Below are 23,853 nucleotides of genomic sequence, written 5' to 3'. Positions count from 1 at the left end.
TGTTCGCAGCGGACTTTGTGTGTGATTTTATCCATGAGATAGCCCTCCCTGAAAAACCTTAGTTTTTTTAGAGTAATTATCTCACAAAAACTAGCAAGCGACACGGTACCGGCTATCTACCATTTACAAAATAACTAACAGTAAAGTCAGGACTTCTGTGATAGTCATGGGCATCACCCTCCTTTTTTACTAGAGGGCAAGATCGAAAAGCATCCGTCTTTCTGGTTCAATTATACCGGAATAGTATAGCATGACGCATCGCTATGAGCAATAAAAATATATGGAAAGAAACGGCAATATTGCAAAATTCACTTTGTTGCGCTGCCGTTTTCTTTTTACAGGTTCTGCCGGATAATCCGGGTGATCAGGCCCACCGCCACATTGCGCTCCTCATCAATGTGCGTAACGACAAAGGATACCTCATCCTTTTTCCCTACGGTACGGGGATCATAGCAGGAATGGGCGATGGCGTTGACGCCAATCGAGAGCCGGACGAATACGGTGCCTTTGTGGATATCTTCCACAACACCTGCATATTTGCCCTGCACCTTGCATTTCTTCATATTTTCCTTGCTGGTATTGCCTTCTACGCTTTTGACATCTGCATGGACGGTGATCTGCTCCGGAGACTCTGCTTTTACATCCAGGATCCGTACCAGGATGTGATCCCCCACACGGAACCGCTCTCTGGCGTCTCCCAGCCAGTCAAAGGACAGATCCCTTGCCAGGATGGAAGTCTCCACGCCAAAAATTTCAGCACGGACAACCTTTTCTGCCACAGCGATCACCCTGGCCTGCACGATCCGGTCTTCGCAGACCTTGGGCTTCCCGGATGTGTCTGTATCCAGATAGAAAATCTGGCGTTTCTTCAGCATGGCTTCCTTCCGGCTTGCCACAATACTGCGTGTCTTGGCATCTAATCCTTTCACCAGAAAATCAATCTCACACCCCAGCATATTATTGAGGATTTTATTTTGCCGCAGGGAAAGTTCCCCGTAATCGTGGGCGTTATCCTGAACAAGATTCAGCATCATTTCCGAGATGGGGATGACGGTACGGAAGTCCTTGTAATAGATAATAGCAATCAGACTGCCGGCCTCCGTTTTCTCAATGCCGCCCAGTTTCCCGGTAAGGATTTTCCGGGTGCGGTAGGCGTTCTGGATCTCGTGCCAGATGAGATCCGCTTTGGACTGCGGCGTTTCCAGCTGAGCATCGGCGTCCAGGGTAAGGATAGATGTTGTATGGTTCAGTTCGTTTGGCATAAGCTGCCTCCTTTCAAAAATTAAGACATAATGGAATCTTTATCCAGCGGAACAATTTCCTCTGGAAAATCCGGAAATTCTTCCGGCTGGTCACTAAGCTCTTCCGGATGACCGGAAGGGTATGCGTGCTTGACCGGTTCCCGGCGAAGCGGTTTCTCCTGAGAGGGAAACGAAGGGCGTCTGCCGCTGCGGCCGGGCCGGGGCTTTTTCTTTAAATTCTCCGCAAGAGTCGGCGTGTAGTCGTATTCTTCCTGCTCGGCTTTTGCCCGCCACTGGGGAACATGGTCTGCCGCCTTTCTTGGAATCAGCTTTTTGGAATCTGGGTGGAGCGTATAGTCGTATTTCTCCACTTCCAGGATTTTCTGTCCCCGCAGGATGATAAGCGCCTTATTTAAGGGCAGCCGCTGAATCTCATCCGGCGTTAAGAGCTTGCGCTTCCCGATGGATCTGGTCTGCCGGTACTCCGGCGTGTAGTCGGACACCCGCCAGGAATTGAGCTGTTTGGCTTCGCTGCTGACTCCAACCGTCACATCTCCGGACCGGTTGGAAATAAAGGTGGCAGTCACTTCATCGGTACAGCCTAAGAATAACTGGCTGTCACAATTCCCTATAATTTCCTGCCATTGGTTCAGCGGATACCGGTTCTGCATCTGGGGCAGATTCTGGAAAATACAGGAAATGCTTAAGTTTCGGCTCCGGATAACGGAAATTTTTTTGTTCAGCTCCAAAATGGCGCCGGTATTGGCCAGCTCATCCGCCAGGATATGTACCGGAACCGGCAGCTTTCCGTCCTTCCCCTCTTTGTCCGCAAAACGGACCAGCTTGATAAAGATAAAAGTCATGAACAGGGAGGAGAGGAAATCAAAGGTGCTGTCCTGGTCTGAGGTGATGCAGAAATACGTACATTTCTGCTTGCCTGGCAGTGTCAGGTCGATCTCGTCATAGGAGGTGATCTGCCGGATTAGCTTATTTTGGAACACCTGCAGCCTGGCGCCCAACCCGATGATGACGCCGGAGCGCACTGTGTCGCTGGCCTGCTTATAGATGCAGTAAGGCACTTTTGCCGGATGGGATACCGGGAGCAAGTCAAACAGGCTGTTCAGTTCTTTCTCGGAACTCATAGTCAGCAGCTTGTACACTTGTCCGATATTTTTGACTTCCGGCGGGAAACCCTGGTCTACATACAGAACCAGGGCTTTCAGCAGGTTCATCTCCGCATTATCCCAGAAATGATCCCCTTTAGCAGAGCCGGTATTCTGGATGATGACATCCGCCAAGACCTGAGCCATTGTCTCAGACCCGTTAATCTCCATAAGACAGTTCCAGCTGTCGGAGTTTTCCGGGTTGACCAGGTTGAAACATTTGACGGTATAGCCTTCATTCTCCAGATACACGGACATACTTTCATAGAGTTCAGATTTCGGATCGGTAATGATGAGACTTTCTCCTGGTCCGTCAATTCCGCGGGCAACACTTTGGAAGATAGCATTTCGGACATAGGCACGGCTCTTCATGGAGCCGCTGGAGCCGTAGACTGCCACATTCCGATTCATATAGGTGTGGTAGGGCAGGCAGACGGCTTTGCCGTTCAGCTTGCCTAAGATGGTGCCTTTGCTCTTCTTTACATCAGAAGTCAGCTCCAGGACTTTATGCATTTCCTCCGGCGTCATGAAACCGGAGGTTCCATAGGTTCCTTTGGTCGAGTAGTTCAGGTTCCGTTCCCGGTCTGCGACTTCGCCGTTGCGGTCATAGCCCATCCGCATGAGCAAAAAAATCAGCAGCCCAAATACCACAAGGCAGACCCCAATCCCATACAGGTTATACGGAAAATCGGTGACTGCCTGGAAACAGGCTGCCGGATGCGGGGATGGCATCTGTGGGGAACTGCCATTGCCCGGCGTGTTACCAGCGGCAGTCCAGATGCGATAGTTTCGGATAAACTGAGCGATATAGCCGCCTGCATATAAGGTGCAGAGGCTGATGGGAAGCAGATAAATGAGCTTCCACCATTTACGGTTCATGCAAAAACCCCTTTCTTAACTTAGAGAGGTCAATACTGGAGAACCGAATGTCGGCGGTCAGATACCGTTTTAGACAGGGGATTTGGAAATCAAAGCAGATCATTACCCCCTTTCTGCCATATACATTCAGCCCGGTATTGAATCGGTTAATTCGGTGCAAGTCAAAATCATATGCAAGAACCGCAGGGTTCCCGGAAGCGTCCACCCCATCATGGTCGATGGGAAGGCCTGGCTGCCGGGAACCTAAATCGGATAACAGTAACTGGTCCAGCTGTTTCATGAGCCGTGGCCGGACCAGCAGTTTCAAAAGCGTTTCACCTTCCGGTGTGTTTGGCAGATAGTGAAAGTGTTCATAGGATGTATCCGCTACAAACAGACTCTTTTTGTATCCGCCGGTACTGGTCAGGAGCTGGTAAGCGGTGTCCATGTCCTTCCCGGTCAGGATCGCCCGGACTTTCGGATGTCCCGTATAGGGGAAATCCTGCAGGTAATGCTGCAGGAAGGCGTTCAGCCGTACCTCTGTCCGGTATTCCCACTTGAGTACATGGTCACCGGTGTTATACAGTGCATAGGCACAGTGGGGAGCAAGCAGCACCCCCATGCTCCGGGAATTTCTGATCTTGGTTGCCTCTGAACCGATGTGCTTAAACTCCCGTGATGAGTAAAAAAGGGGCAGGTTCCCCATAGTGAGGATACCGGCTTCGCGGCCTTCCCTGAAAATATCCGGTTTCTGGTCAGCAAAGAACGGGATGCCGGCGCTTAGGAGAGTCAGATAGGTTTCTGCTTTCTGGTACAGACGCAGCCGACGGGTTACTTCGCTTCGGACCTGATTGGTTTCGGTATTCCCGGTGAGGAAGTCACGGAAACGCTCCGGATTTTGAGCAAGGAGCATCTGTTTAGCCCGTCCGGTCAGGCGATAGCCCCTTAAATGATCCCGATAGTGAGTCCGCAGCAGTTTTTGTGCCTTTAACTCTGTAATGAGCTTTTCTCCATAAGAGGGGCTTGGGATCAGACGGGTAAGCTGGTCAGCAGGAAATTCCCCGCAAAGAGCGACCATTTCCAGGAGCCTGTATTTCTGGGAGGTAGAAGGATACAAAATCAGTCACCCCTCCTTCCGGTAGTTACCCATGTAAGTCTGTACTTGGGTAAAAAGTTGTGCTTCCCGGCAAACAAAAAAAGCAGGGATTTCCTGCTTTCAAAGGATGTTTTACCAATGTCGGATAAAATGACGGAAAAATCATGAAATTTCCGATATGGTTTCAATCTCGTTTTTTCGTCCTTTCAGCCACTGGGGAAACCGGGATTTTCCCATCACATAGATGACAGTATGATCCGTATCTCCCAGCTCCGTGGTGTGGTAGGAGTCGCAGTAAAGCCCGCTGTCATCCACCATGATATAGGTGGCAATCGTGTCCAGAAGCTGTTTGAACTCCAGGTTATCGTAATCACGTACCCGGTCAAATGGGCCGTTCCGGTCATAGATCTGGCTGAAGCAGACCACACATTCCCGGTACAGGGGAAGAGAGTGGACAGTCAGGTAGTTCTGCAGCGCATAGTTCAGCGGCTCATGGAGAAAGGCGGCGTTGACGTGCTGCTTTCTTTTGGGAAGCAGGCCCGGAAGCGTAATGGAGATCAGATCTTTGTCCTGGCAGATCTCAATCCCTTGGGCATCAGCCGCCTCCTTTAAATATCCGCCCCGTTTTTCCGGGGCTGCCAGGCAGACCAGGTTGCGCATCTGGCAGGCAATCCGCTCGGCACGCAGCGCAGCGTTCATACTCAGATCCCCGTAGTTTTCCGGATATGCACGAATATCAGTGGTTTTCAGGGCAAAAACCGTGTTGTTGAGTTTCTGGATCTCTCCTTCCAGCTTCGCAAGCCGTTCATAGAGAATTTTCTGGTTTGAAATGGTGTATTACCTCCTTCCGTAGTAGCTGACAGAGCCGGAGTCATCCACGACACAGAAAGCAAGCACCCCTTCAATCGAGAGTTTCGCCGCCTGCTGGATATTTTCCAGCACCACAAGACGCAACACATCGTGGCGGGGAATGGATTTCATCACATGATCCACTAAAATTTCCTGTTCCAGCGGCACATAGAGGATTTCGTATTCCTCATTTTCTGAAAAGAAGTGGAGTTTCACTGGAAAATCCCCGCTGGTATGGAATACGATGGGCTTTTCAAAATCCAGTAAAACCCAGAAGGCGGCAATCGTGCCTCGATCCGGGCTTTTGGCAGCCTCCGGGCTGTCACATAACAGGCCGGCTTCCTTATCATGATAAATCCTTCCCTGCTTGACCAGGCTGGTGATCAGCGACTTGATGGAGTCCTGGTTACCAAACATCTTCATTACCTGTTCATACTTCAGGGCATGGTAGGTGGTCAGGAAGCGCAGGAGCTTTTCTCCTTCCCTGTGGTATATCTGATCTCTTGTTTTCATGCCGGATTTCCTCCGTTCAATAGAATGTGCGTGTGCTGTACGTAGAGCATACGTAGATTTTCTACTTATTTAATATGTAGGCTGTACGTACAGCAGTCAGCGTTGGTTTATGGGTACAAAAAAAGCACCGCCGAGGGTGCTGTAAAAAGAAAACTATAAGCAATACCTATTGTAGCATGGGTAAATTTACCCTGCAATCGCAGAACCGGGACAATCCTATGCCGGAGCTGTGCCACTTCCTACTCCGGGAAGAATTTATTCAGGGTGTCTATGGTTTCTTTTGCAGTATAGCCCCAGAGGATGCTGCTCAGAGCTTCTATCGCCAGGTGGCGTTTCCGGTAGTAAGTACGGTAGGAGATATTGGGAATGTGCTGCTCCAGCTTTTCCAGGATCTCTTCCGTGTTCTTCAGCTGCTGTGGCGAGAGAAAGGCATAGTAGAGGATCCAGTAATACTGCTCCCCGTATTTATGGTTATTCCGCAGAAGATCTACAGAAGACTCCAGCAGCTTCAGCATCCGGTTGCTCCGCTCAATGCTTTTGGCACGTTCCGCAATGTCGCTGCCAGCCAGATCTGCTCCGGCTGCATAAATGGAGTCCAGGAACTCATCAATGCTGGAACCGTACTGCACCTTGAATTGGTTCTCCATCTGGTGAACGACCACTTTCAGGCTGTATGTGGCATCCCGGTAACGGCGCAGGAACTGGTACGTATCATGAAACCGGGGATTTTCTTCCGGTGTTGAAAAGTCCTGTCCTTTACGCTTCGGCATACAGATCCCCTCCTTCCTGACTTCCGGCTTTCGCATTATCCGGTATTTGCGGGGGAAGATCCGGCAGTAAGATTTCCGGCGGTTCCATTCTGTGCATCCTCTTAGCTCGCTGTCCTATCCTGCCCTCTTTCGGAAGGGCAGGATTCGCCAGTACGGTTCGGCTCTGCTGTCCACCCTTCTTCTCAGGCTCCAGCTTTGCAGACTCCGGCCTGGGTTCTATGGTCAGCTCAAACCTGTAGTTTGCGGCTCCAAAGGGGCAGATAATATTTAGACCAATTACAGGTATACTATCCTTGCAGTCTGATAAAGGAGATAATATATACCTGGTCCGGGGGCAGTGACAGCAGGAAATCCCTTGTGTATCCAGGAGTTTGGCGACTTTTTTGACCATGTAGCGGATGTGCGAAATTGGAACGCAGGGAATGGGATTTGAAACAGTGATCTGCGCATCCGTCACCGTTTCTGGTACGCACACAGTCTCTGGTTCTGCGGTTTCCTCTTCAGGTGTCTCTTTTGGAATGTAAATTGGCAGTTTCATTTTCATGGCGATCTCCTCCTTGTCAATCAGTACGTCGCTGATGTTAAACATAATGGAAAGGTAATTGTTCAGGTAAATCATGCTCCCGTGATTTCCACGGAAGGATACCAGGGTGATCAGGTTCATCTTCTCTAGTTTTTTCAAAAGCCTGGAGACAGTAGGTTTGGAATGTCCCCACCGTTCTCCCAGCGTCTGGAAGCTGGTCAGGGGGGATCCGGTATTATTCCGATAGTAGACGACAGGCCCGGTGTCAGAGCAGAGGACAGACGGGTCATTGTATACAGCATGGATCCACAGATCAAGCAGAATGTCCATTTCCGAGCATTTGCCTGCCTGGATCAATTTATGGGCTTTTCCAATTGGAAAAAAGAAAAAGCCGGTATCCTTTTTACAGGGATAATTGTATTTCAGGGCAGTATTATCATCCTGCCAGTCAGTGATCCGGAATTTGACCAGGCGGTTTTTCTCCAGCAGGGAATAGGTAATGCAGCTTTCCTCCTGGAGATGCTTCAGGATGGAAATGGCCTGATGCTGGAACCGGCAGCGAAACCAATTCTGCAGTTCTGAGATGCTGCAGATCCATTCGCCCGGTGAGAGCGTATAAGTGAGCTGCTCCATGCGCCGGATGGAAGTGCTGTAATTGGCGTAGGAGCAGAGAACCAGATACCAGAAAAGAAAAGAGCCTCCGGTGGTTCGGATGCTCCTGTCATTTAATAAGGTCTGTATGAAGTTGCGGTAGATCCGGCAGCGTGGGAAATCTACGATTTGTTTGATTTCTAATTGGTATTCCATAATAAGCCTCTCTTTCTGAAATAAAATAGAGACAGCATGATGATGCTGCCTCTAGCCAATAGTTCGGTTGAATGTCACCTTTTTCTTTATATTATTCGGATATGAGGATATCCTGCCAACATCCCTCCATCATCCCTTTTGGGTCTAAAAAGTCTTGTCAAATTCAAATTCTTGATATATACTGAATTTGCAAGAAATTTATCATTCAGGCTGTTTCGAGCCGGTAAAAAACCCCCATTTTTCGGGACTCTAAGTTCCATTTCGTACCAAGACGTTCTGGGAAAATCGGTTGGCACTAAATGACTTAAAATCCCGTGGGTAGTGATACCCGTACCGGTTCGATTCCGGTCTGCGGCATTTGTAAAAACTGCTTCAATCCTTAAAAAGTGGGAATGAAGCAGTTTTTTATTTCTCACCGTCAAATTCGTATGTGCTCATGGCAATAACCTCCTAATAATATTCGGATTATATCACCAGAGAAGATGGAAGTCATTGAATTTATTTATCATTTTCCCAAATCTGCTTTCCGAAAGATAAGCAGCAGAGATGTCTTCCTATTTTATTTCCGCCTTGCTGTACACGAAATAAGTCCCCGGAAGCATAAGCACAAAGAGAACAGGATACAGGACAAACAAAAGGGGGACTGCACCCATGACTATACCTCCGATCTGATAGAGATTGAACGTGTTTATTACAGTACTGATCTGCAGAAGCTGATCAGGAAGCAGTCCGAGGAGCTTTGAGAGTACATTTACACTGCTCAAAATGGACGGGACAAACAGCACGATAAATGGCAGAGCTGATGCCAGTACAGCGGATCTTGTCTTCGCGGAGATGAGCATGGAAAGGCTCAGGATAAAGAGCTCTCCGGCGTATCCGCCGATCAGGGTCAGAGCATAGTCCTGAAAAAGCGTGATATTATAAAAGCTTTTCCACCCGCCAAGCCAGGTCTGGACAGCGCATTCCCCGCCTTCTGCACCGAGAGAAAACAGTACAATCCCTGTATAAAGCAGCATAGTTGTCCAGTACAGCGCGGTCTGCAGACAGAATCCGGCGGCGATTTTCGCTCTCACGCCCCGGTTTCTTCCATAGCGGGAGGAAAAATAGACAGAATCCGCTTTCAGGCTGAACTCGCCGGGGAAGATGCCGGACACAAGGAAACCGGTGACAAGTACAGTCAGCATGATCAGTGTTGGGGCGTATTCAAGAAGCGCCTTCCATCCGTCGGCATATGTGTAGTAGAGCGGAGTATCCATCTTTTCGTATTCCTGTATCAGGTACTGTTTTTCGGATTCTGTAAATGTATCTGAGATTTCATCAGAATAGAGCCATTCCCTTAAATTTTCCACCCGCTTTCCGTACAGTTCGCCGACCTCATCTGCTGTGACGCTGTCCACACGGTAATAGTCGTAGTCCTGAAAGCCGGAGAATGCCATGTTGATGAGTTCCCGGATATCAGAGAAACCCTGCTTCCTTGAATAGGCGATATTGTTGTCCGTCACATTGTCAGACTGATATTCGGGTGACTGGTTCACCGCCGTATTTTCTGTGATGACCTGCCGCAGTACATCTTCGGTGATATATCCGGTCCATTTTTCTTTTTCCTGCCGGAGGCTGTCCGCCGCAGATGTGCCTGATACGGAACTCCCATCGCTTTTCGTATAAGACACACTGGTTATCGCAAGAAAGCTTACAATAAGAAGTGCGGTGAGAAGTACGACGAGCGCAATTCTGGAAGATACCTTTGACAACACTTTTTTCAGTTCATAGCAGAACATCGTTATTTCCTCCCTTTTCTCCGAAATAATGCAGAAATACATCTTCAAGCGCGGCCTCTTCCATGACGGAACCGGGAACCGGGCTTTTCTCGGAAATGATCCGAAGTTCCGTGCCGTGTGTTCCGGTACGGATATTGGAAACTTTATAGTTTTTCATAAGCGCGGGTACGGCGGATTTTTCCACGCGGCACAGCCATACTTTTTCGGTCATGGAGCGGATCAGTTCGTCTGCCGTGCCCTGCCGGATCAGTGCGCCGTCCTTCATCAGCAGAATTTCCCCGGCAATATACTCCACATCTGAGACAATGTGTGTGGAGAGAAGCACAAGCCGTTCTTCGGAGAGTTCGCTGATCAGGTTGCGGAAACGGATGCGTTCGTTCGGGTCAAGACCTGCCGTAGGTTCGTCCAGAACGAGGATTTTCGGATCGTTGAGCATCGCCTGCGCGATCCCTGCCCTGCGCTTTATTCCGCCGGAAAGTTTCTTCATCTTTCTTCCGGTGTATTTGGAAAGCCCTGTGCGGATGATGAGTTCCTTTACTCTTTTTCTTGCAACGGCCGGGCGGAGTCCTTTCAGCGCTGCGATATAGAACAGATAGTCTTTTACGGTGAATTCAGGATAAAATCCGAACTCCTGGGGGAGGTATCCGAGGATTTTCCGGTAATCGGCGTCCATTTTGAAAATATTCTGACCGTTAAAAAGGATCTCCCCTTCCGTGGGTTGAAGCAGGGTGCAGATCATCCGCATGAGAGTTGTTTTCCCGGCGCCGTTTACTCCAAGCAGACCATAGACGCCGTTTGTCATTGTGAGACTGATATGGTCAACAGCTGTAAAGCCGCCGAACTGTCTGGTCAGCTCTTTCATTCTTAATTCCATCTGTCTTCTCCTTTCGTCGTTATGTTTTCTGTTTCACTTTTCTCCCATATTTTTTCGCACTGACAGAGAGACCTGCGGACAGCAAAAGCAAGCAGCAGAAAAGCCATTGCCAGAAGGATGCACCAGACCGGTACAGTGACAGCCGAGTAAAGCCGGTCGTCCAGAGTGATGCACCACCAGAGTCCGCTCCAGAGTATGCATATGCCGACGGCGGCAGATTCACCGAAAGGGTAGCTGCTGCTTAAAGTTCCAAAGCAGATGCATGCGGTGACGGCCGTCGGAAAGAGAAACTGAGTCAGAAGAGCTGTCAGATCCGCTCGGAAAAAGAGCGTGGATACAAGCAGAAAGGCGGTCAGAATGAGTACATCTGCCAGTCCGAACAGGAGCATCCGGGCCGCATATATATGTCGGAGAGAGTAGCGGGCCGCGGCTTCGATTTCCATACAATGGTTTGTTCGGTTTTTCCACAGTTCCGGAATCATCAATATGATAAAGAGCGTGCCTGCGGTGCCGAGTGTTCTGTAAATATACGGCTCCCGCTCCGCAAATGGGAGAAACATCCAGAGTGCAGAGAGGAGAACAGCCTGCAAAAGCCACCAGCGTTTCCGGATAAGCCGGAGCTGAATATAGAGAAACGAGCGGCGGGAGAGGGATTTCCCGGATTCGGCCAGAAGAAATGTTTCCACAGAAGCGGCAACTGTCTTCTGTATTTTTTTTTCGTCAGGAGAAAGATGCAGAGCCTCCCGGTATGTGTTTATTGAGCTGTCAAAATTCATTGTGATCCCTCCTTTTTTGTCTCTGAGTTTCCGATCCTCGATTTTTCGGTTGTCGATTCCCTGATTCCCGATTTTCAGTATCACGTATTTCCGGGGGCTTCTGTTCCTGCTCCTGCAAAAGAACTTTCAGTCTGTGTCTCGCCTGCTGCAGACGGTATTTCGCAAGAGGGAGACCGATGTGCAGAAGTTCGGCTGCCTCTTTGAGTTCCATTTCCTGAAAATAGTACAGGATGACGATTTCACGAAGCTCCGGCGCAAGCTGCGAAAGTCCCCATTCAAGTGTCAGCCTGTCCGTTATGGCGCTCTCATGGCCGGCTGCCGCATATGGGGTTATGTCTGAATGCGCTGCAAAGCGCGGCTGCTCAGAAGAAATAGCCTCTGGGGCGCCGCTGAATCGGCGCGACTGATCCCTGCGACAATTTCTGCAGAGATTTCCCGCAATTGTATACAGATAATTTTTTACCTTGCCGCGGTGCCGGTAGTCAGAGAATTTTGCGAAAAATCGCACAAAGGTCTCCTGCGTGAGATCCTCGGCGTAGGCGGCATCCGGGCTGTGATAAGTGCAGTATTTTAAAATGTCGCCGTAATATTTGCGGACAAAAGTGTCGAAAGCATCTTCGTCACCCTGCCGCATTTTCCGGATTAAAAGAAAATCAGCATCCACAAAATCCTCCTTTCCCTGCGGTAGTCCTTCTATATTGTATAACACCGGAGAGAGGGAAAAGGACAGGAAGACTTTAACTTTTCTTTGTACTTTTTTTGCGTTTTATTTAATCTGAATTATTAGAATCAGAGTTATTAAAATCAGAGTACAAAATGAAAAGTGAGGGAGATCATCATGACTGAAACCAGGAAACAGACTGAGAAAATATCGATGGGTAAAACTGTGACCGGAATCATTGCCGCCATTTTTATATTGATCGCAGCTCAAAGCCTGGCACTTAGCATCGGAGAGATACCGCTGAATCTGGGTGTTCCCGGTGCGGTCTGCAATATTGTCATAAGTATTTTATACATCGGGTTTGTGCTTGGCGGAACAGCGTTTCTGTGCAGAAAATATTTCGGCTGCCGCATGACGGAGATGAGAATGCCGCGGCTCCGGGTGAAGCTGATTTGGCTAGTTACGGCAGTTCTTATGCCGGCGGCTGTACTTGTGATCTGTATGGTGGCTGGCGGACACTGGGAAGTCAACACGTTTTCCGAAGAAGATACAGCTTTGATTCTCACATCCGGCATTTTGTTTTACGGGCTGGCTGCGGGAACGGTCGAGGAAATGGTTTTCCGGGGGCTGATTATGGGAATTCTGGAAAGAAGGTTCGGGATAAAAGCTGCGGTCATTGCCCCGTCGGTTCTGTTCGGAGCACTGCACATCATCGGAAGGGATATGGATTTTGTCAGTACGGTACAGCTTCTGATTGCGGAGCAGATGATGCAGTCTGCTCCCGTTTTATAGCCGCAGTCCTTTGATATCCTTAATCCTGGAAAAGATCATATTGCAGCTGCACTCCACAATCCCCGGGAGTTTATCTATCGTATTGTAAATCAGATGCTCCATCTCTTCGTTTGAAGACGCAACTGCGTGGACATGAAGCCTGCTCTTCCCTGTTACGCGGTAAATCTGAGTGACCGTGTCGTTTGCACGAAGGGTTTCAGCTACTTCTGTCAGTTTATCCGGAACGGTCTCTATTTCAAAGTAACAGGAGACTGCCCCGCTGATTTTCTGGGGATTGATAATCGTCGTATATTCTTCAATAATTCCCTTCTGCTCAAGAGTCTGTACACGCATCTTTACTGCGACGCGTGAGATTCCGATTTTCTGTCCGATTTCGGAGTAGGACATCCGTGCGTTTTGAATCAACAGTTGGACAATTTTCTGATCCAGTTCGTCGAGGCCGTCCAGAAACATGATTTGGGACACTTCCTTTCTGCGTCATTTCCGGTATTTGTCGATCCGGGGTTTTTGGTCATTATACAATTTCTTTTTAAGTGAAGTCAAGCAAAGCGCAGTTCTGCGGTTGACATCAGGAAGACACAAAACTATAATGGATTACAGATGTTAATCTTAAAGTTACGAAACGCAAGATTTGCGAAGCGCAAGAAGGAAAAAAGAAGAAAACAATCGGAATAGAAGCGGGAGAAGGACGGAAGATGGAAGAAAGAAGAGAGAAACAAAGAACGGGAAAGGGAGAACTGACCCATGGTCCGGTGATGAAAACGATGCTGCTGTTTGCGGTCCCCATGATTCTGGGCGATCTGCTTCAGCAGTGCTACAATATCGCGGACACGCTGATTGTCGGACGGTTTCTCGGGGCGGACGCGCTGGCGGCGGTGGGGTCTGCCTTTTCGCTGATGACGTTTCTGACTTCGATTATACTGGGGCTTGCCATGGGAAGCGGAACGGTTTTTTCAATCCGGTTCGGCGAGAAAGATACAGCCGGACTGAAGGAAGGAATCCTTGCATCTTTTACACTTCTCGGTATTGTGACAATTGTTTTGAATGTTCTTGTGTTTGCCGGTGTTGACTGGATTATATGGGCTCTTCAAATACCGTCTGCTCTTGTTGAGATGATGCGGGAATATCTGACGGTGATATTTGCGGGGCTGATCGCGACATTTCTCTATAACTTTTTCGCTTCACTGCTCAGATCTCTTGGAAATTCTGTCGTACCGCTTGTTTTTCTGGCGGTATCAGCGGCCTTGAATATCGGCCTTGATCTGCTGTTTGTGGCAGTGCTGGACCGGGGAGTGGCAGGTGCGGCAGAAGCGACAGTGATCTCGCAGTATGTATCCGGAATCGGGATTACCCTGTATACGAAAATCCGGTTTCCGGAACTTCTGAAAAGGGATGAGAGTATCCGGCTGCGTGTAAGCCGCGTAAAGGAGATCACGAGCTTTTCAGCCCTGACCTGTCTGCAGCAGTCTATTATGAATCTCGGAATCCTTGCCGTACAGGGGCTTGTCAACAGTTTCGGCACAACCGTGATGGCGGCTTTTGCAGCCGCGGTGAAGATCGACGCGTTCGCATACCTTCCGGTGCAGGATTTTGGAAATGCGTTCTCTATTTTTACAGCTCAAAATTACGGAGCAAAAGAGACGGAACGCATCAGAAAGGGGATCCGCGTGGCGGTAATGACTTCTGTTATTTTCGGTGCGGTGATTTCTGTATGCGTGTTTGCATTTGCGGAGCCGCTTATGTCATTGTTTATCGACTCGGGAGAGACGGCCGTGATTGCGGAGGGAGTCAGATATCTTCGGATTGAAGGCGCGTTCTACTATTTAATCGGTATCCTGTTTCTGCTCTATGGGCTGTACCGCGCGCTCGGAAGACCGGGAATGTCAGTGGTGCTCACTGTTGTTTCACTGGGAACCCGTGTTGCGTTGGCGTATGCGCTTGCTGCGCTCCCGGCGGTGGGCGTTGTGGGAATCTGGTGGTCTGTGCCGATCGGATGGTTTCTGGCGGATGCGCTGGGAGCGGGATATTATTTTTTGAGAAAAGGAAGACTGGTAAACAGGCCGGGGCAGAACGGACAGACGGGCAGATGAATCTTGTCCTTTTCTTCGGGTTTCGGTATAATATACAGGTGTCAAAATATGTCTGAAGCTCAGCGCGAATATCAGACCTGATATAAAAAATATTGAAGATGAGGAGAAACAAGGAGAAGAGAATATGAGCATAAAGAATATTTTGTTCGATCTGGACGGGACTCTGCTCCCGATGATACAGGAGGAGTTTGTACGGTATTACATGCCGCTTCTGGCAAAGTTCTACATAAAAAACGGAGTACAGGTGAATCCGGAGAGTTTCATCCGCTCTGTGTGGGCAGGATATGAGGCAATGGTGAAAAACGACGGCAGCAGGACGAATCGGGAGGCGTTCTGGACCTATATGGAAGAAGAGCTTTCAATGTCAGTGGAAGAGTCAGAGAAAATTGCGCTTGCATTCTATGACACTGATTTTAACGAGGCAAAGAATGCCACGCAGCCGACTCCTCTTTCCGATCAGGCCGTGAAGGCTGCGAAGAAAAAGGGGCTTGGCGTTTATCTGGCAACGAATCCGGTGTTCCCCAGATGCGCGACGATGAACCGGATTCGATGGGCGGGACTGGACGCGTCTGATTTTAAGGTGATCACTACCTATGAGGACTGTGTCTACTGTAAGCCGAATCCGGAATATTACAGGATGATCCTTGAAAAATACTCCCTTGATCCAAAAGAGTGCCTGATGGTCGGGAATGATGTGGACGAGGACCTGACGATCCGGACTCTGGGCGTGAAGACGTATCTGGTGACGGATACGATGGAGAACCGGAAGAATCATCCGTTTGAGACGGAATACAAAGGGACGCTTGAAGAACTTCTTGTATTTATTGAAAATATGGATGCGGTTCAGGAATGATTTTTGATATGGAGGCAGAATAGTATGAAGAAAGTAAAAATTACGGTGCTTCAGACAACATTTAACGAAGAACTTGCGAAAGAGTACGGCGTTGAGGGACTGGCGGCATGTCCGATGATGCAGGAAGGCCAGGTGTTCTGGGCGGATTACTCCAAGCCTCAGGGCTTCTGCGATGAAGCCTGGAAGGCGATTTACCAGTATGTGTTTGCTCTGGCCCACGGTGCGGGAAATGATACGTTCTATTTCGGAGACTGGATCAGGAAGCCGGGCGTGGCGATATGCAGCTGCAATGACGGGCTGCGGCCTGTTATTTTTAAGCTGGAAGCGACGGATATTGAGTCGAAGCTGGATTATGAACCGGTGAGGTAAGAGTTTTAAGAGTCGGGAAGATCTCGTGTATGAGATTTTCCTGATTTTTTTGTTAAGGTGACGAGCCAAAGCCGGGCTTGTCGAGAATTGTTACAAAATTATTAAAAAATAAATATTGACAAATGGTTTGAATGTGATATACTTTGAAAGTCAAAGTATTTAAAAGTCAAAGTAATTTCGACGGATATGGAGAACTGCAATGATTGGAAAAATATACGGAACCGGCTCCTATGTACCGCAGCGCGTGCTGGACAACGACGATCTCTCGAAGATCGTTGACACAAGCGACGAGTGGATCCGGGAGCGAACCGGCATTGGAAAGAGACACATCGCCGGAGATGAGACGACGTCTTTTATGGCCGGAGAAGCCGCGTTAAAGGCTGTGGAACAGAGCGGGATTGACCCGGAGCAGATTGAGCTGATTCTTGTTGCCACTTCCTCGTCAGAAGTCATCTTTCCCTGTGCGGCGTGCGAGGTACAGAAGAAGGTAGGGGCGGTACACGCGGTCGGATATGATCTGAACTCGGCGTGTACGGGATTTGTGCTTGCGTTCAATACAGCCCAGGCATATATAAGCGCCGGGATATACCGGACAGTTCTAGTGGTGGGGGCAGAGAGCATGAGTAATATGCTCGACTGGACGGACAGAAGCACGTGCATTCTTTTCGGAGACGGCGCCGGAGCGGTTCTCCTCTGCGCGGAAGAAGGGACGCCGGCTGTCATGGCAGCCCACTCGGACGGAAAGAAAGGCGCGGCGCTTACATGTCTGAGCCGCCACAGCAAAGAGTGGGAGAAGTCTGACAAAGATTCCTATATCCATATGAACGGGCAGGAAGTGTTTAAGTTCGCTGTGAGAAAGGTGCCGGAGATTATAAAAGAAGTGCTCGCTCAGACAGAACTGACGCTGGATCAGATTGATTATTTCATCCTTCATCAGGCAAACAGGCGAATCATTGAGGCGGTGGCAAAGCGTCTGAAAACAGATATATCCAGATTTCCGATGAATCTGGAGGAATACGCAAACACATCGGCCGCCACCGTGCCGATCCTGCTCGACGAGATGAACCGCAAAGGCGAGCTGGAGAGAGGACAGAAACTGATGCTCTCCGGATTCGGAGCGGGCCTTACATGGGCCGCATGCCTGTTTGAGTGGTAGTAAGACTGGTAATTACCGGGTAACCGGATTACAACATAAATCCTCCGCCCTGCCGGAGACGTCCTCCATACGAGGAGGCTATTTCTATATTTTTATAAGAGAAAGGAAAAGAAAACCATGTTAGAGAAAATCAAAGAAATCGTAGCAGAATCATTAAACACAGATGCAGCTGAGCTCACAGAGGAGACTTCCTTCAAAGACGATCTCGGTGCGGATTCCCTGGATTTATTTGAGATGGTGATGGCATTCGAGGAAGAGTTTGAGGTAGAGATTCCGTCTGAGGATCTGGAGCAGATCAGCACGATCGGCGACGTAGTGAAATATCTGGAAGAGCACAAATAATTCTGATTTATTAATTTTATGAAAGAGGTTGTTAGTATGAAGACAAAAGTAACCGAACTGTTGGGAATTGAATATCCGATCATTCAGGGGGGAATGGCCTGGGTTGCTGAGTATCATCTTGCAGCCGCCGTATCCGAAGCCGGCGGCTTGGGGCTGATCGGCGCTGCGAGCGCGCCGGCCGACTGGGTACGTGATCAGATCAGAGAGGCAAAGAAGCTGACGGATAAGCCGTTCGGCATCAATATCATGCTCATGAGTCCGCACGCGGACGATGTGGCGAAAGTAGTTGTGGAGGAAGGCGTCAAAGTCGTTACGACAGGAGCCGGATCTCCGGAAAAATATATGAAGATGTGGAAGGAAGCCGGTGTGAAGGTAATCCCTGTTGTCGCATCCGTGGCTCTTGCGAAGCGTATGGAGAGATGCGGTGCGGACGCGGTAGTTGCCGAGGGAACAGAAGCCGGCGGACATATTGGTGAGAACACAACCATGGTGCTTGTGCCCCAGGTTGTGGATGCAGTGAGTATCCCGGTGATTGCAGCCGGAGGAATCGCAGACGGCAGAGGAATCGCCGCTGCGTTTATGCTGGGCGCACAGGGTGTTCAGATGGGAACTCACTTTGTGGTTACGAATGAATCTCAGGTTCATGAAAATTATAAAGATATGATTATCAAGGCGCGGGACATCGACTCCAGAGTGACAGGACGTTCGACAGGACATCCGGTGAGAGCCTTAAGAAACCAGATGACGAAAGAGTACCTTGACAAGGAACAGCAGGGGGCATCTTTCGAGGAGCTGGAACTTTTAACTCTCGGCGGCTTAAGAAAAGCTGTTGTTGACGGAGATGTGAAGACCGGAAGTGTGATGGCAGGACAGATCGCAGGAATGGTAAAAGAGAAAATGTCATGCCATGACCTGATACAGAAGCTTGTAAAAGAGACGGACGACCTGATCGGAGGAAAAGGATTCTATGAGTAAGATCGCGTTTATGTTCCCCGGACAGGGAGCGCAGAAAGCCGGAATGGGCAAAGATTTTTATGAACAGAGTGAAACAGCGCGCAAAGTTGTGGACAGAGCAACCGAGCTGCTGGGTATAGATATGAAAGAACTGTGCTTTGAGGAGAATGACCGGCTCGACCAGACAGAGTACACGCAGGCGGCGCTTGTGACCGTGTGTCTGGCCATGGAGCACGTGCTGAGGGAGAAAGGCTTAAATCCGGATGTAACAGCGGGATTAAGCCTCGGAGAGTACTGCGCTATCGCGTCGGCAGGCGGGATGTCTGCGGATGACGCGATCACGACAGTGAGAAAACGCGGCATCCTCATGCAGAACGCTGTGCCGGGAGGAAAAGGATCCATGGCAGCGGTTCTCGGGATGACCGGTGAGGCGATTGAGAAAGTGGTCGGGGGAATCGACGGCGTGACAATCGCCAACTATAACTGCCCGGGACAGATCGTCATCACCGGATGGAAAGAGAGCGTTGAGAAGGCGTCCGAAGCGTTGAAGGAAGCCGGAGCAAAGCGCGTCATGCCGCTGAACGTAAGCGGCCCGTTCCATTCGCCGATGCTTGAGGACGCGGGAAAAGAGTTGGGAAAAGTGCTTGAAAATACGGAGCTTTTCCCCCTTCAGATTCCGTATGTGACCAATGTGACGGCAGAGTATGTGACAGATATCAGCGAGACAAAAGCGCTCCTTGCAAAACAGGTGGCGTCCTCTGTCCGCTGGCAGCAGAGCGTGGAGAATATGATTGCGGACGGTGTGGACACATTCGTTGAAATCGGACCGGGAAGGACACTGGCCGGATTCATGCGCAAGATCAGCCGCGATGTGAAGGTGTATAACGTATCCGTATGGGAAGACGCAGACAAGGTGGTAAGTGAGTTATGTTAAATGAAAAAGTTGCTGTAGTGACGGGCGCTTCCAGAGGAATCGGAAGAGCAGTCGCGATCAAACTTGCATCCGAGGGAGCAACGGTTGTGATTAACTACAACGGATCAGAGGACCGCGCTCTCGAGGTGAAGAAGGAAATCGAAGAAAACGGCGGAAAAGCGGAAATCAGACAGTGCAATGTGTCTGACTATGCAGCGTGTGAGGAAATGTTTAAGGAAATCATCTCCACATTAGGAAGCGTGGACATTCTCGTAAACAACGCGGGAATTACAAAAGACGGCCTCCTGATGAAGATGTCGGAAGAGGATTACGATGCGGTTCTTGATACGAACCTGAAGGGAACGTTCAACTGCATCCGCCACGTGGCACGCCAGATGATCCGGCAGAAGGGCGGACGCATCATCAACATGTCTTCCGTGTCCGGAGTGCTCGGAAACGCGGGACAGGCAAATTATTCCGCGTCAAAGGCTGGTGTTATCGGTCTGACAAAATCTGTGGCGAGAGAGCTCGCAAGCCGCGGAATTACGGTGAACGCCGTGGCGCCGGGATTCGTCAATACGGAGATGACGGCAGTTCTGTCAGAGAAAGTGAAAGAGGGAGCTGCAGCGCAGATTCCCCTCGGAAAGTTCGGCGAGCCGGAAGATATCGCGAATGCAGTCGCATTTCTGGCGTCGGACAACGCGCGTTACATTACAGGTCAGGTGCTTGCTGTAGACGGCGGAATGGCAATGTAAATGTTCGGGAAGTTTTGAAAGGAATAAGATTGACATATGGAAAAGAGAAGAGTTGTAGTGACCGGAATGGGAGCTGTGACACCGATCGGCAATACGGTGGAAGAGTTCTGGAACGGTATCAGAGAAGGCAGGGTAGGGATCGGACCGATTACAAAATTCGACGCGTCTGACTTTAAGGTTCAGCTTGCGGCAGAGGTAAAAGGATTTGTCGCAAAGGAGCGGATGGATTTTAAGGCGGCAAAGAGAATGGAGCTGTTTTCCCAGTACGCGGTAGCGGCTGCAAAGGAAGCGTTTGACGATTCGGGGCTTAATATGGAGAAGGAAGATCCATACAGAGTCGGCGTAATCGTCGGTTCCGGAATCGGAAGCCTTCAGTGTGTGGAGACAAACTATGAAAAGATTCGCACAAAGGGACCGAGCAGAGTGAATCCGCTGATGGTGCCGATGCTGATCTCCAACATGGCGGCCGGAAACATCTCCATTCAGCTTGGGCTGAAAGGAAAATGTACGAATGTCGTGACTGCATGTGCTTCCGGTACGCACTGTATCGGGGATGCATTCCGCGCGATCCAGTACGGCGATGCGGACGTGATGGTTGCGGGCGGTACGGAGGCTGCTGTCTGCGAGACGGGAATCGCCGGTTTCGCGGCGCTGACAGCGCTGTCTACAAATGCAGACCCGGCTCGTGCATCCCGTCCTTTTGATAAAGACAGAGACGGATTCGTGCTGGGAGAAGGCTCCGGTATCGTTGTTCTGGAGGAGCTGGAGCACGCGAAGGCAAGAGGCGCAAAGATCTACGCTGAGCTGATCGGATACGGGGCCACAGGCGATGCGTATCATATCACTTCTCCGGCAGAGGACGGCGAGGGAGCCGGAATGGCCATGAAGATCGCCATGCAGGAGGCAGAGGTAAAGCCGGAGCAGATTGATTATATCAACGCGCACGGAACAAGCACCCACCACAACGATCTTTTTGAGACAAAAGCAATCAAGTTCGCTCTCGGTGATGCGGCGGAGAAAGTGGATATCAACTCGACAAAGTCCATGATCGGTCATCTTCTGGGTGCGGCCGGCGGCGTGGAGTTCATTGTATGCGTCAAGAGTATCCAGGACAGTTTCATCCATCAGACGATGGGAACGGAAAATGTGGATCCGGAATGCGATCTGCACTATACAGTTGGCGCTCCGGTAGAGAAAGAAGTAAATTATGTGCTGACGAATTCTCTCGGATTCGGAGGACATAACGCGACACTGCTGCTTAAAAAGTATGAAGGATAGGTGTATGAAGATGAAGGTAGAACAGGTATTGCAGCTCATCCAGGCTGTATCGGACTCTGATCTTACGGAATTTAAGTACGAGGAAGACGGCGTGAAGCTGTCTCTGAAAAAGGCAGGGGACAGAATCGTGCAGGTACAGGCTCCGGCAGCACCGGTTCCCGTGGCTGTTGCCGCACCCGCACCCTTGGCAGTCACCGCACCGGTAACTGCGGCTTCTCCGGCTCCGGTGCCTGCGGTACAGCAGGAATCCCCGGCTCTGAAAGCTGGTGTACAGACGGAAGAGGAGAATGTACTGGAAGGAAAGATCGTAAAATCCCCGCTTGTCGGCACATTTTACGCTGCTCCTGCCGAGGATGCAGAGCCGTTTATAAAGACCGGCGACAGTGTGAAAGAAGGTCAGGTACTTGCAATTGTAGAAGCAATGAAACTGATGAACGAGATTGAAAGCGAGTTCAGCGGAACTGTAAAAGAGATACTCGTTGAAAACGGCCAGCCCGTCGAATACGGCCAGCCACTCTTTGTAATAAGCTAAGTACATGCGGCATGAAACCATCCCAGCTGCGGCAGGGGGGCTTGCCCCCTGGCGGCAGCTGAGGAGGGTTCGTGCCATATGGCGCAGCCATACAGCGAGAAGGAGAGAAAATATGAACAGTTTAAATATTGAGCAGATCCAGGAAATCATCCCTCACAGACATCCCTTCCTCCTGATCGACAAGATCGAGGACTACGAGCCTGGACAGTATGCAGTGGGATACAAATGTGTGACATACAGAGAAGACTTTTTTAAAGGCCATTTCCCGCAGAAGGCGGTAATGCCGGGTGTGCTGATTCTTGAGGCACTGGCTCAGACAGGAGCGGTCGCCATCTTGAGCATGCCGGAGAATAAAGGAAAGATCGCGTTCTTCGGAGGTGTACAGAAGTGCCGCTTCAAAGGCATGGTTCTTCCGGGAGACACTCTGAAGCTGGAGACAAAGATCATTAAGAGCAAAGGACCTGTCGGAGTGGGACAGGCGACCGCCTATGTGGACGGCAAAGTTGTTGTCAGCGCAGAACTGACATTTATGGTAGGAGAGTAGAGAAAAGATGATCGGAAAAGTATTGATCGCAAACCGCGGAGAGATCGCCGTGCGCATCATCCGGGCTTGCCGTGAGATGGGAATTGAGACAGTTGCGGTTTATTCTGAGGCAGACCGGGAGGCTCTGCACACGCAGCTTGCCGACGAAGCAGTCTGTATTGGCCCCGCGCCTTCGTCCGAGAGTTATCTGAATATGCAGAATATTATCAGCGCCACCGTGATTTCCGGCGCGGATGCCATTCATCCGGGATTCGGCTTTCTTTCGGAGAACAGCAGATTTGCGGAGCTGTGCGAACAGTGCAATATCACATTTATCGGACCGTCATCAGACGTAATCCGCAGACTCGGCAACAAGGCCGAGGCGAGAAACACGATGATGGAAGCCGGAGTGCCGGTGATCCCGGGGAGCAAAGATCCGGTCTATGACGTGGAGGAAGGTGCGAAGATCGCATCTGAGGTCGGCTATCCGGTCATCGTAAAGGCGGCTTTGGGAGGCGGCGGAAAAGGCATGAGAGTGGCCCGTACGCCGGAAGAGTTCGAGAACAGTTTCAGGACGGCTCAGAAAGAGACGCAGATGGCCTTTGGGGACAATACGATGTATATCGAGCATTTCGTGGAGCATCCCCGTCATATTGAGTTTCAGATTCTCGCAGACGAATACGGCAATGTGATCCATCTCGGAGAGCGCGACTGTTCCATTCAGAGAAACCATCAGAAAATGATCGAGGAGTCGCCGTCCATCGCTCTGACGCCGGAGCTGAGAGAGCGTATGGGAGAAGCGGCGGTAAAGGCGGCGAAAGCGGCGCACTACACAAATGCGGGAACCATCGAGTTCCTTCTGGAGAAGAGCGGGAACTTCTACTTTATGGAGATGAACACGCGGATACAGGTAGAGCATCCGGTCACAGAGTGGGTGACGGGAATTGATCTTGTCAAAGAGCAGATAAGGATCGCGGACGGACGGCCGCTCAGTTACAGGCAGGAGGATGTTCACATCACGGGACACGCCATTGAGTGCAGAATTAATGCGGAGAATCCGGAGAAAAATTTCCGGCCGTCTCCGGGAACGATCACGGACATGTATCTTCCGGGCGGCAAGGGTGTCCGGATTGACTCTGCCATTTACAGCGGTTATACAGTTCCTCCGTACTATGATTCCATGCTCGCAAAGCTGATCGTCCACGCGAAGAACCGAAACGAGGCGATCCGAAAGATGCAGAGCGCTCTCGGAGAGATCATCATCGAGGGGATTGACACAAATGTGGATTACCAGTACGAAATACTGAACAATCCTGATTTCATATCTGGAAATATAGATATTGAATTTATCGAAAATCTTGGGAAATAGAGCTTTTCAGGAGGGTAT

General features: G+C 50.0%; 25 protein-coding genes. 13 read left to right on the top strand and 12 right to left on the bottom strand.

Going from position 1 to position 23,853, the window contains the following annotated elements:
* Positions 1-335: 335 nt before the first annotated feature.
* The 11 genes from LKD70_RS08495 to LKD70_RS08445 form a co-directional block, all read right to left on the bottom strand.
* Entirely contained in the window at positions 336-1,262 is a 927-nt protein-coding gene (locus LKD70_RS08495) for an RNA-binding protein (protein WP_227707587.1), read from the bottom strand.
* A 20-nt stretch (positions 1,263-1,282) separates the two neighbouring features.
* Positions 1,283-3,283 (bottom strand): VirD4-like conjugal transfer protein, CD1115 family, encoded by a 2,001-nt coding sequence (locus tag LKD70_RS08490; protein WP_227707586.1) that lies wholly within the window; start codon positions 3,281-3,283, stop codon positions 1,283-1,285.
* Positions 3,273-4,379 carry a hypothetical protein gene (locus tag LKD70_RS08485; protein WP_320442594.1) on the bottom strand — a complete coding sequence of 369 codons (1,107 nt, stop codon included), beginning with the start codon at positions 4,377-4,379 and terminating at the stop codon, positions 3,273-3,275. The genes LKD70_RS08490 and LKD70_RS08485 overlap by 11 nt, the downstream gene beginning before the upstream one ends.
* A 141-nt stretch (positions 4,380-4,520) precedes the next feature.
* Positions 4,521-5,174 carry a DUF6100 family protein gene (locus tag LKD70_RS08480; protein WP_227707597.1) on the bottom strand — a complete coding sequence of 218 codons (654 nt, stop codon included), beginning with the start codon at positions 5,172-5,174 and terminating at the stop codon, positions 4,521-4,523.
* Positions 5,175-5,195: 21 nt separating this feature from the next.
* The gene (locus LKD70_RS08475) at positions 5,196-5,720 is read right to left on the bottom strand and encodes a DUF5697 family protein (RefSeq protein WP_015574568.1); all 525 of its coding nucleotides are present in this window, start codon (positions 5,718-5,720) and stop codon (positions 5,196-5,198) included.
* Positions 5,721-5,959: 239 nt separating this feature from the next.
* Entirely contained in the window at positions 5,960-6,490 is a 531-nt protein-coding gene (locus LKD70_RS08470; protein ID WP_087418865.1) for a hypothetical protein, read from the bottom strand.
* Positions 6,477-7,820: a MarR family transcriptional regulator gene (locus LKD70_RS08465; protein ID WP_227707585.1), complete on the bottom strand. Its 1,344-nt coding sequence runs from the start codon at positions 7,818-7,820 to the stop codon at positions 6,477-6,479. Before LKD70_RS08465 ends, LKD70_RS08470 begins: the two co-directional genes overlap by 14 nt.
* 554 nt (positions 7,821-8,374) lie before the next feature.
* Positions 8,375-9,598 carry an ABC transporter permease gene (locus tag LKD70_RS08460; RefSeq protein WP_227707584.1) on the bottom strand — a complete coding sequence of 408 codons (1,224 nt, stop codon included), beginning with the start codon at positions 9,596-9,598 and terminating at the stop codon, positions 8,375-8,377.
* On the bottom strand, positions 9,585-10,472 hold the full coding sequence (locus tag LKD70_RS08455; RefSeq protein ID WP_227707583.1) for an ABC transporter ATP-binding protein: 888 nt from the start codon (positions 10,470-10,472) through the stop codon (positions 9,585-9,587). Before LKD70_RS08455 ends, LKD70_RS08460 begins: the two co-directional genes overlap by 14 nt.
* Entirely contained in the window at positions 10,463-11,248 is a 786-nt protein-coding gene (locus tag LKD70_RS08450; protein WP_227707582.1) for a hypothetical protein, read from the bottom strand. Before LKD70_RS08450 ends, LKD70_RS08455 begins: the two co-directional genes overlap by 10 nt.
* Positions 11,238-11,912 carry an RNA polymerase sigma factor gene (locus LKD70_RS08445; RefSeq protein ID WP_320442593.1) on the bottom strand — a complete coding sequence of 225 codons (675 nt, stop codon included), beginning with the start codon at positions 11,910-11,912 and terminating at the stop codon, positions 11,238-11,240. The genes LKD70_RS08450 and LKD70_RS08445 overlap by 11 nt, the downstream gene beginning before the upstream one ends.
* Before the next feature lie 174 nt (positions 11,913-12,086).
* Here LKD70_RS08445 and LKD70_RS08440 point away from each other — a divergent pair, with 174 nt between their 5' ends.
* On the top strand, positions 12,087-12,701 hold the full coding sequence (locus tag LKD70_RS08440; protein WP_227707581.1) for a CPBP family intramembrane glutamic endopeptidase: 615 nt from the start codon (positions 12,087-12,089) through the stop codon (positions 12,699-12,701).
* Here LKD70_RS08440 and LKD70_RS08435 read toward each other — a convergent pair.
* Positions 12,696-13,154 carry an Lrp/AsnC family transcriptional regulator gene (locus LKD70_RS08435; protein WP_227707580.1) on the bottom strand — a complete coding sequence of 153 codons (459 nt, stop codon included), beginning with the start codon at positions 13,152-13,154 and terminating at the stop codon, positions 12,696-12,698. The two genes, LKD70_RS08440 and LKD70_RS08435, sit on opposite strands and share 6 nt — an antisense overlap.
* Positions 13,155-13,396: 242 nt before the next feature.
* Between LKD70_RS08435 and LKD70_RS08430 the strand changes: the two genes are divergently transcribed.
* The 12 genes from LKD70_RS08430 (at position 13,397) to LKD70_RS08375 (ending at position 23,835) form a co-directional block, all read left to right on the top strand.
* Positions 13,397-14,791 carry an MATE family efflux transporter gene (locus LKD70_RS08430; RefSeq protein WP_227707579.1) on the top strand — a complete coding sequence of 465 codons (1,395 nt, stop codon included), beginning with the start codon at positions 13,397-13,399 and terminating at the stop codon, positions 14,789-14,791.
* Positions 14,792-14,915: 124 nt separating this feature from the next.
* A complete protein-coding gene (locus LKD70_RS08425; protein WP_227707578.1) occupies positions 14,916-15,644 on the top strand; it encodes an HAD family hydrolase in 729 nt (242 codons plus the stop codon).
* A 24-nt stretch (positions 15,645-15,668) separates the two neighbouring features.
* Positions 15,669-16,013: a TIGR04076 family protein gene (locus LKD70_RS08420; protein ID WP_227707577.1), complete on the top strand. Its 345-nt coding sequence runs from the start codon at positions 15,669-15,671 to the stop codon at positions 16,011-16,013.
* A 199-nt stretch (positions 16,014-16,212) separates the two neighbouring features.
* A complete protein-coding gene (locus tag LKD70_RS08415) occupies positions 16,213-17,169 on the top strand; it encodes a beta-ketoacyl-ACP synthase III (protein WP_227707576.1) in 957 nt (318 codons plus the stop codon).
* 117 nt (positions 17,170-17,286) lie between these two features.
* Positions 17,287-17,511, top strand: a complete 225-nt coding sequence (locus LKD70_RS08410) for an acyl carrier protein (RefSeq protein WP_227707575.1) — start codon at positions 17,287-17,289, stop codon at positions 17,509-17,511.
* A 36-nt stretch (positions 17,512-17,547) separates the two neighbouring features.
* On the top strand, positions 17,548-18,486 hold the full coding sequence (gene fabK / locus LKD70_RS08405) for an enoyl-[acyl-carrier-protein] reductase FabK (RefSeq protein ID WP_407690934.1): 939 nt from the start codon (positions 17,548-17,550) through the stop codon (positions 18,484-18,486).
* On the top strand, positions 18,479-19,399 hold the full coding sequence (gene fabD / locus LKD70_RS08400) for an ACP S-malonyltransferase (RefSeq protein ID WP_227707573.1): 921 nt from the start codon (positions 18,479-18,481) through the stop codon (positions 19,397-19,399). The genes fabK and fabD overlap by 8 nt, the downstream gene beginning before the upstream one ends.
* Positions 19,393-20,133 carry a 3-oxoacyl-[acyl-carrier-protein] reductase gene (gene fabG, locus LKD70_RS08395; protein WP_227707572.1) on the top strand — a complete coding sequence of 247 codons (741 nt, stop codon included), beginning with the start codon at positions 19,393-19,395 and terminating at the stop codon, positions 20,131-20,133. Before fabD ends, fabG begins: the two co-directional genes overlap by 7 nt.
* A 36-nt stretch (positions 20,134-20,169) precedes the next feature.
* The gene (gene fabF / locus LKD70_RS08390; RefSeq protein ID WP_227707571.1) at positions 20,170-21,411 is read left to right on the top strand and encodes a beta-ketoacyl-ACP synthase II; all 1,242 of its coding nucleotides are present in this window, start codon (positions 20,170-20,172) and stop codon (positions 21,409-21,411) included.
* A 4-nt stretch (positions 21,412-21,415) separates the two neighbouring features.
* Positions 21,416-21,943 (top strand): acetyl-CoA carboxylase biotin carboxyl carrier protein, encoded by a 528-nt coding sequence (gene accB / locus LKD70_RS08385; protein ID WP_407690933.1) that lies wholly within the window; start codon positions 21,416-21,418, stop codon positions 21,941-21,943.
* A gap of 112 nt (positions 21,944-22,055) precedes the next feature.
* The gene (gene fabZ, locus LKD70_RS08380) at positions 22,056-22,487 is read left to right on the top strand and encodes a 3-hydroxyacyl-ACP dehydratase FabZ (protein ID WP_227707570.1); all 432 of its coding nucleotides are present in this window, start codon (positions 22,056-22,058) and stop codon (positions 22,485-22,487) included.
* A 7-nt stretch (positions 22,488-22,494) separates the two neighbouring features.
* Complete coding sequence (locus tag LKD70_RS08375; protein WP_227707569.1) at positions 22,495-23,835, top strand: acetyl-CoA carboxylase biotin carboxylase subunit; 1,341 nt, start codon at positions 22,495-22,497, stop codon at positions 23,833-23,835.
* Positions 23,836-23,853 lie beyond the last annotated feature (18 nt).

The sequence above is a fragment of the Ruminococcus turbiniformis genome (genome assembly GCF_020687545.1).
GTDB lineage: Bacteria > Bacillota > Clostridia > Lachnospirales > Lachnospiraceae > Mediterraneibacter > Mediterraneibacter turbiniformis.
Note: the sequence above shows the minus strand (reverse complement) of the source record. Positions and strands in the feature narration are given on the sequence as shown.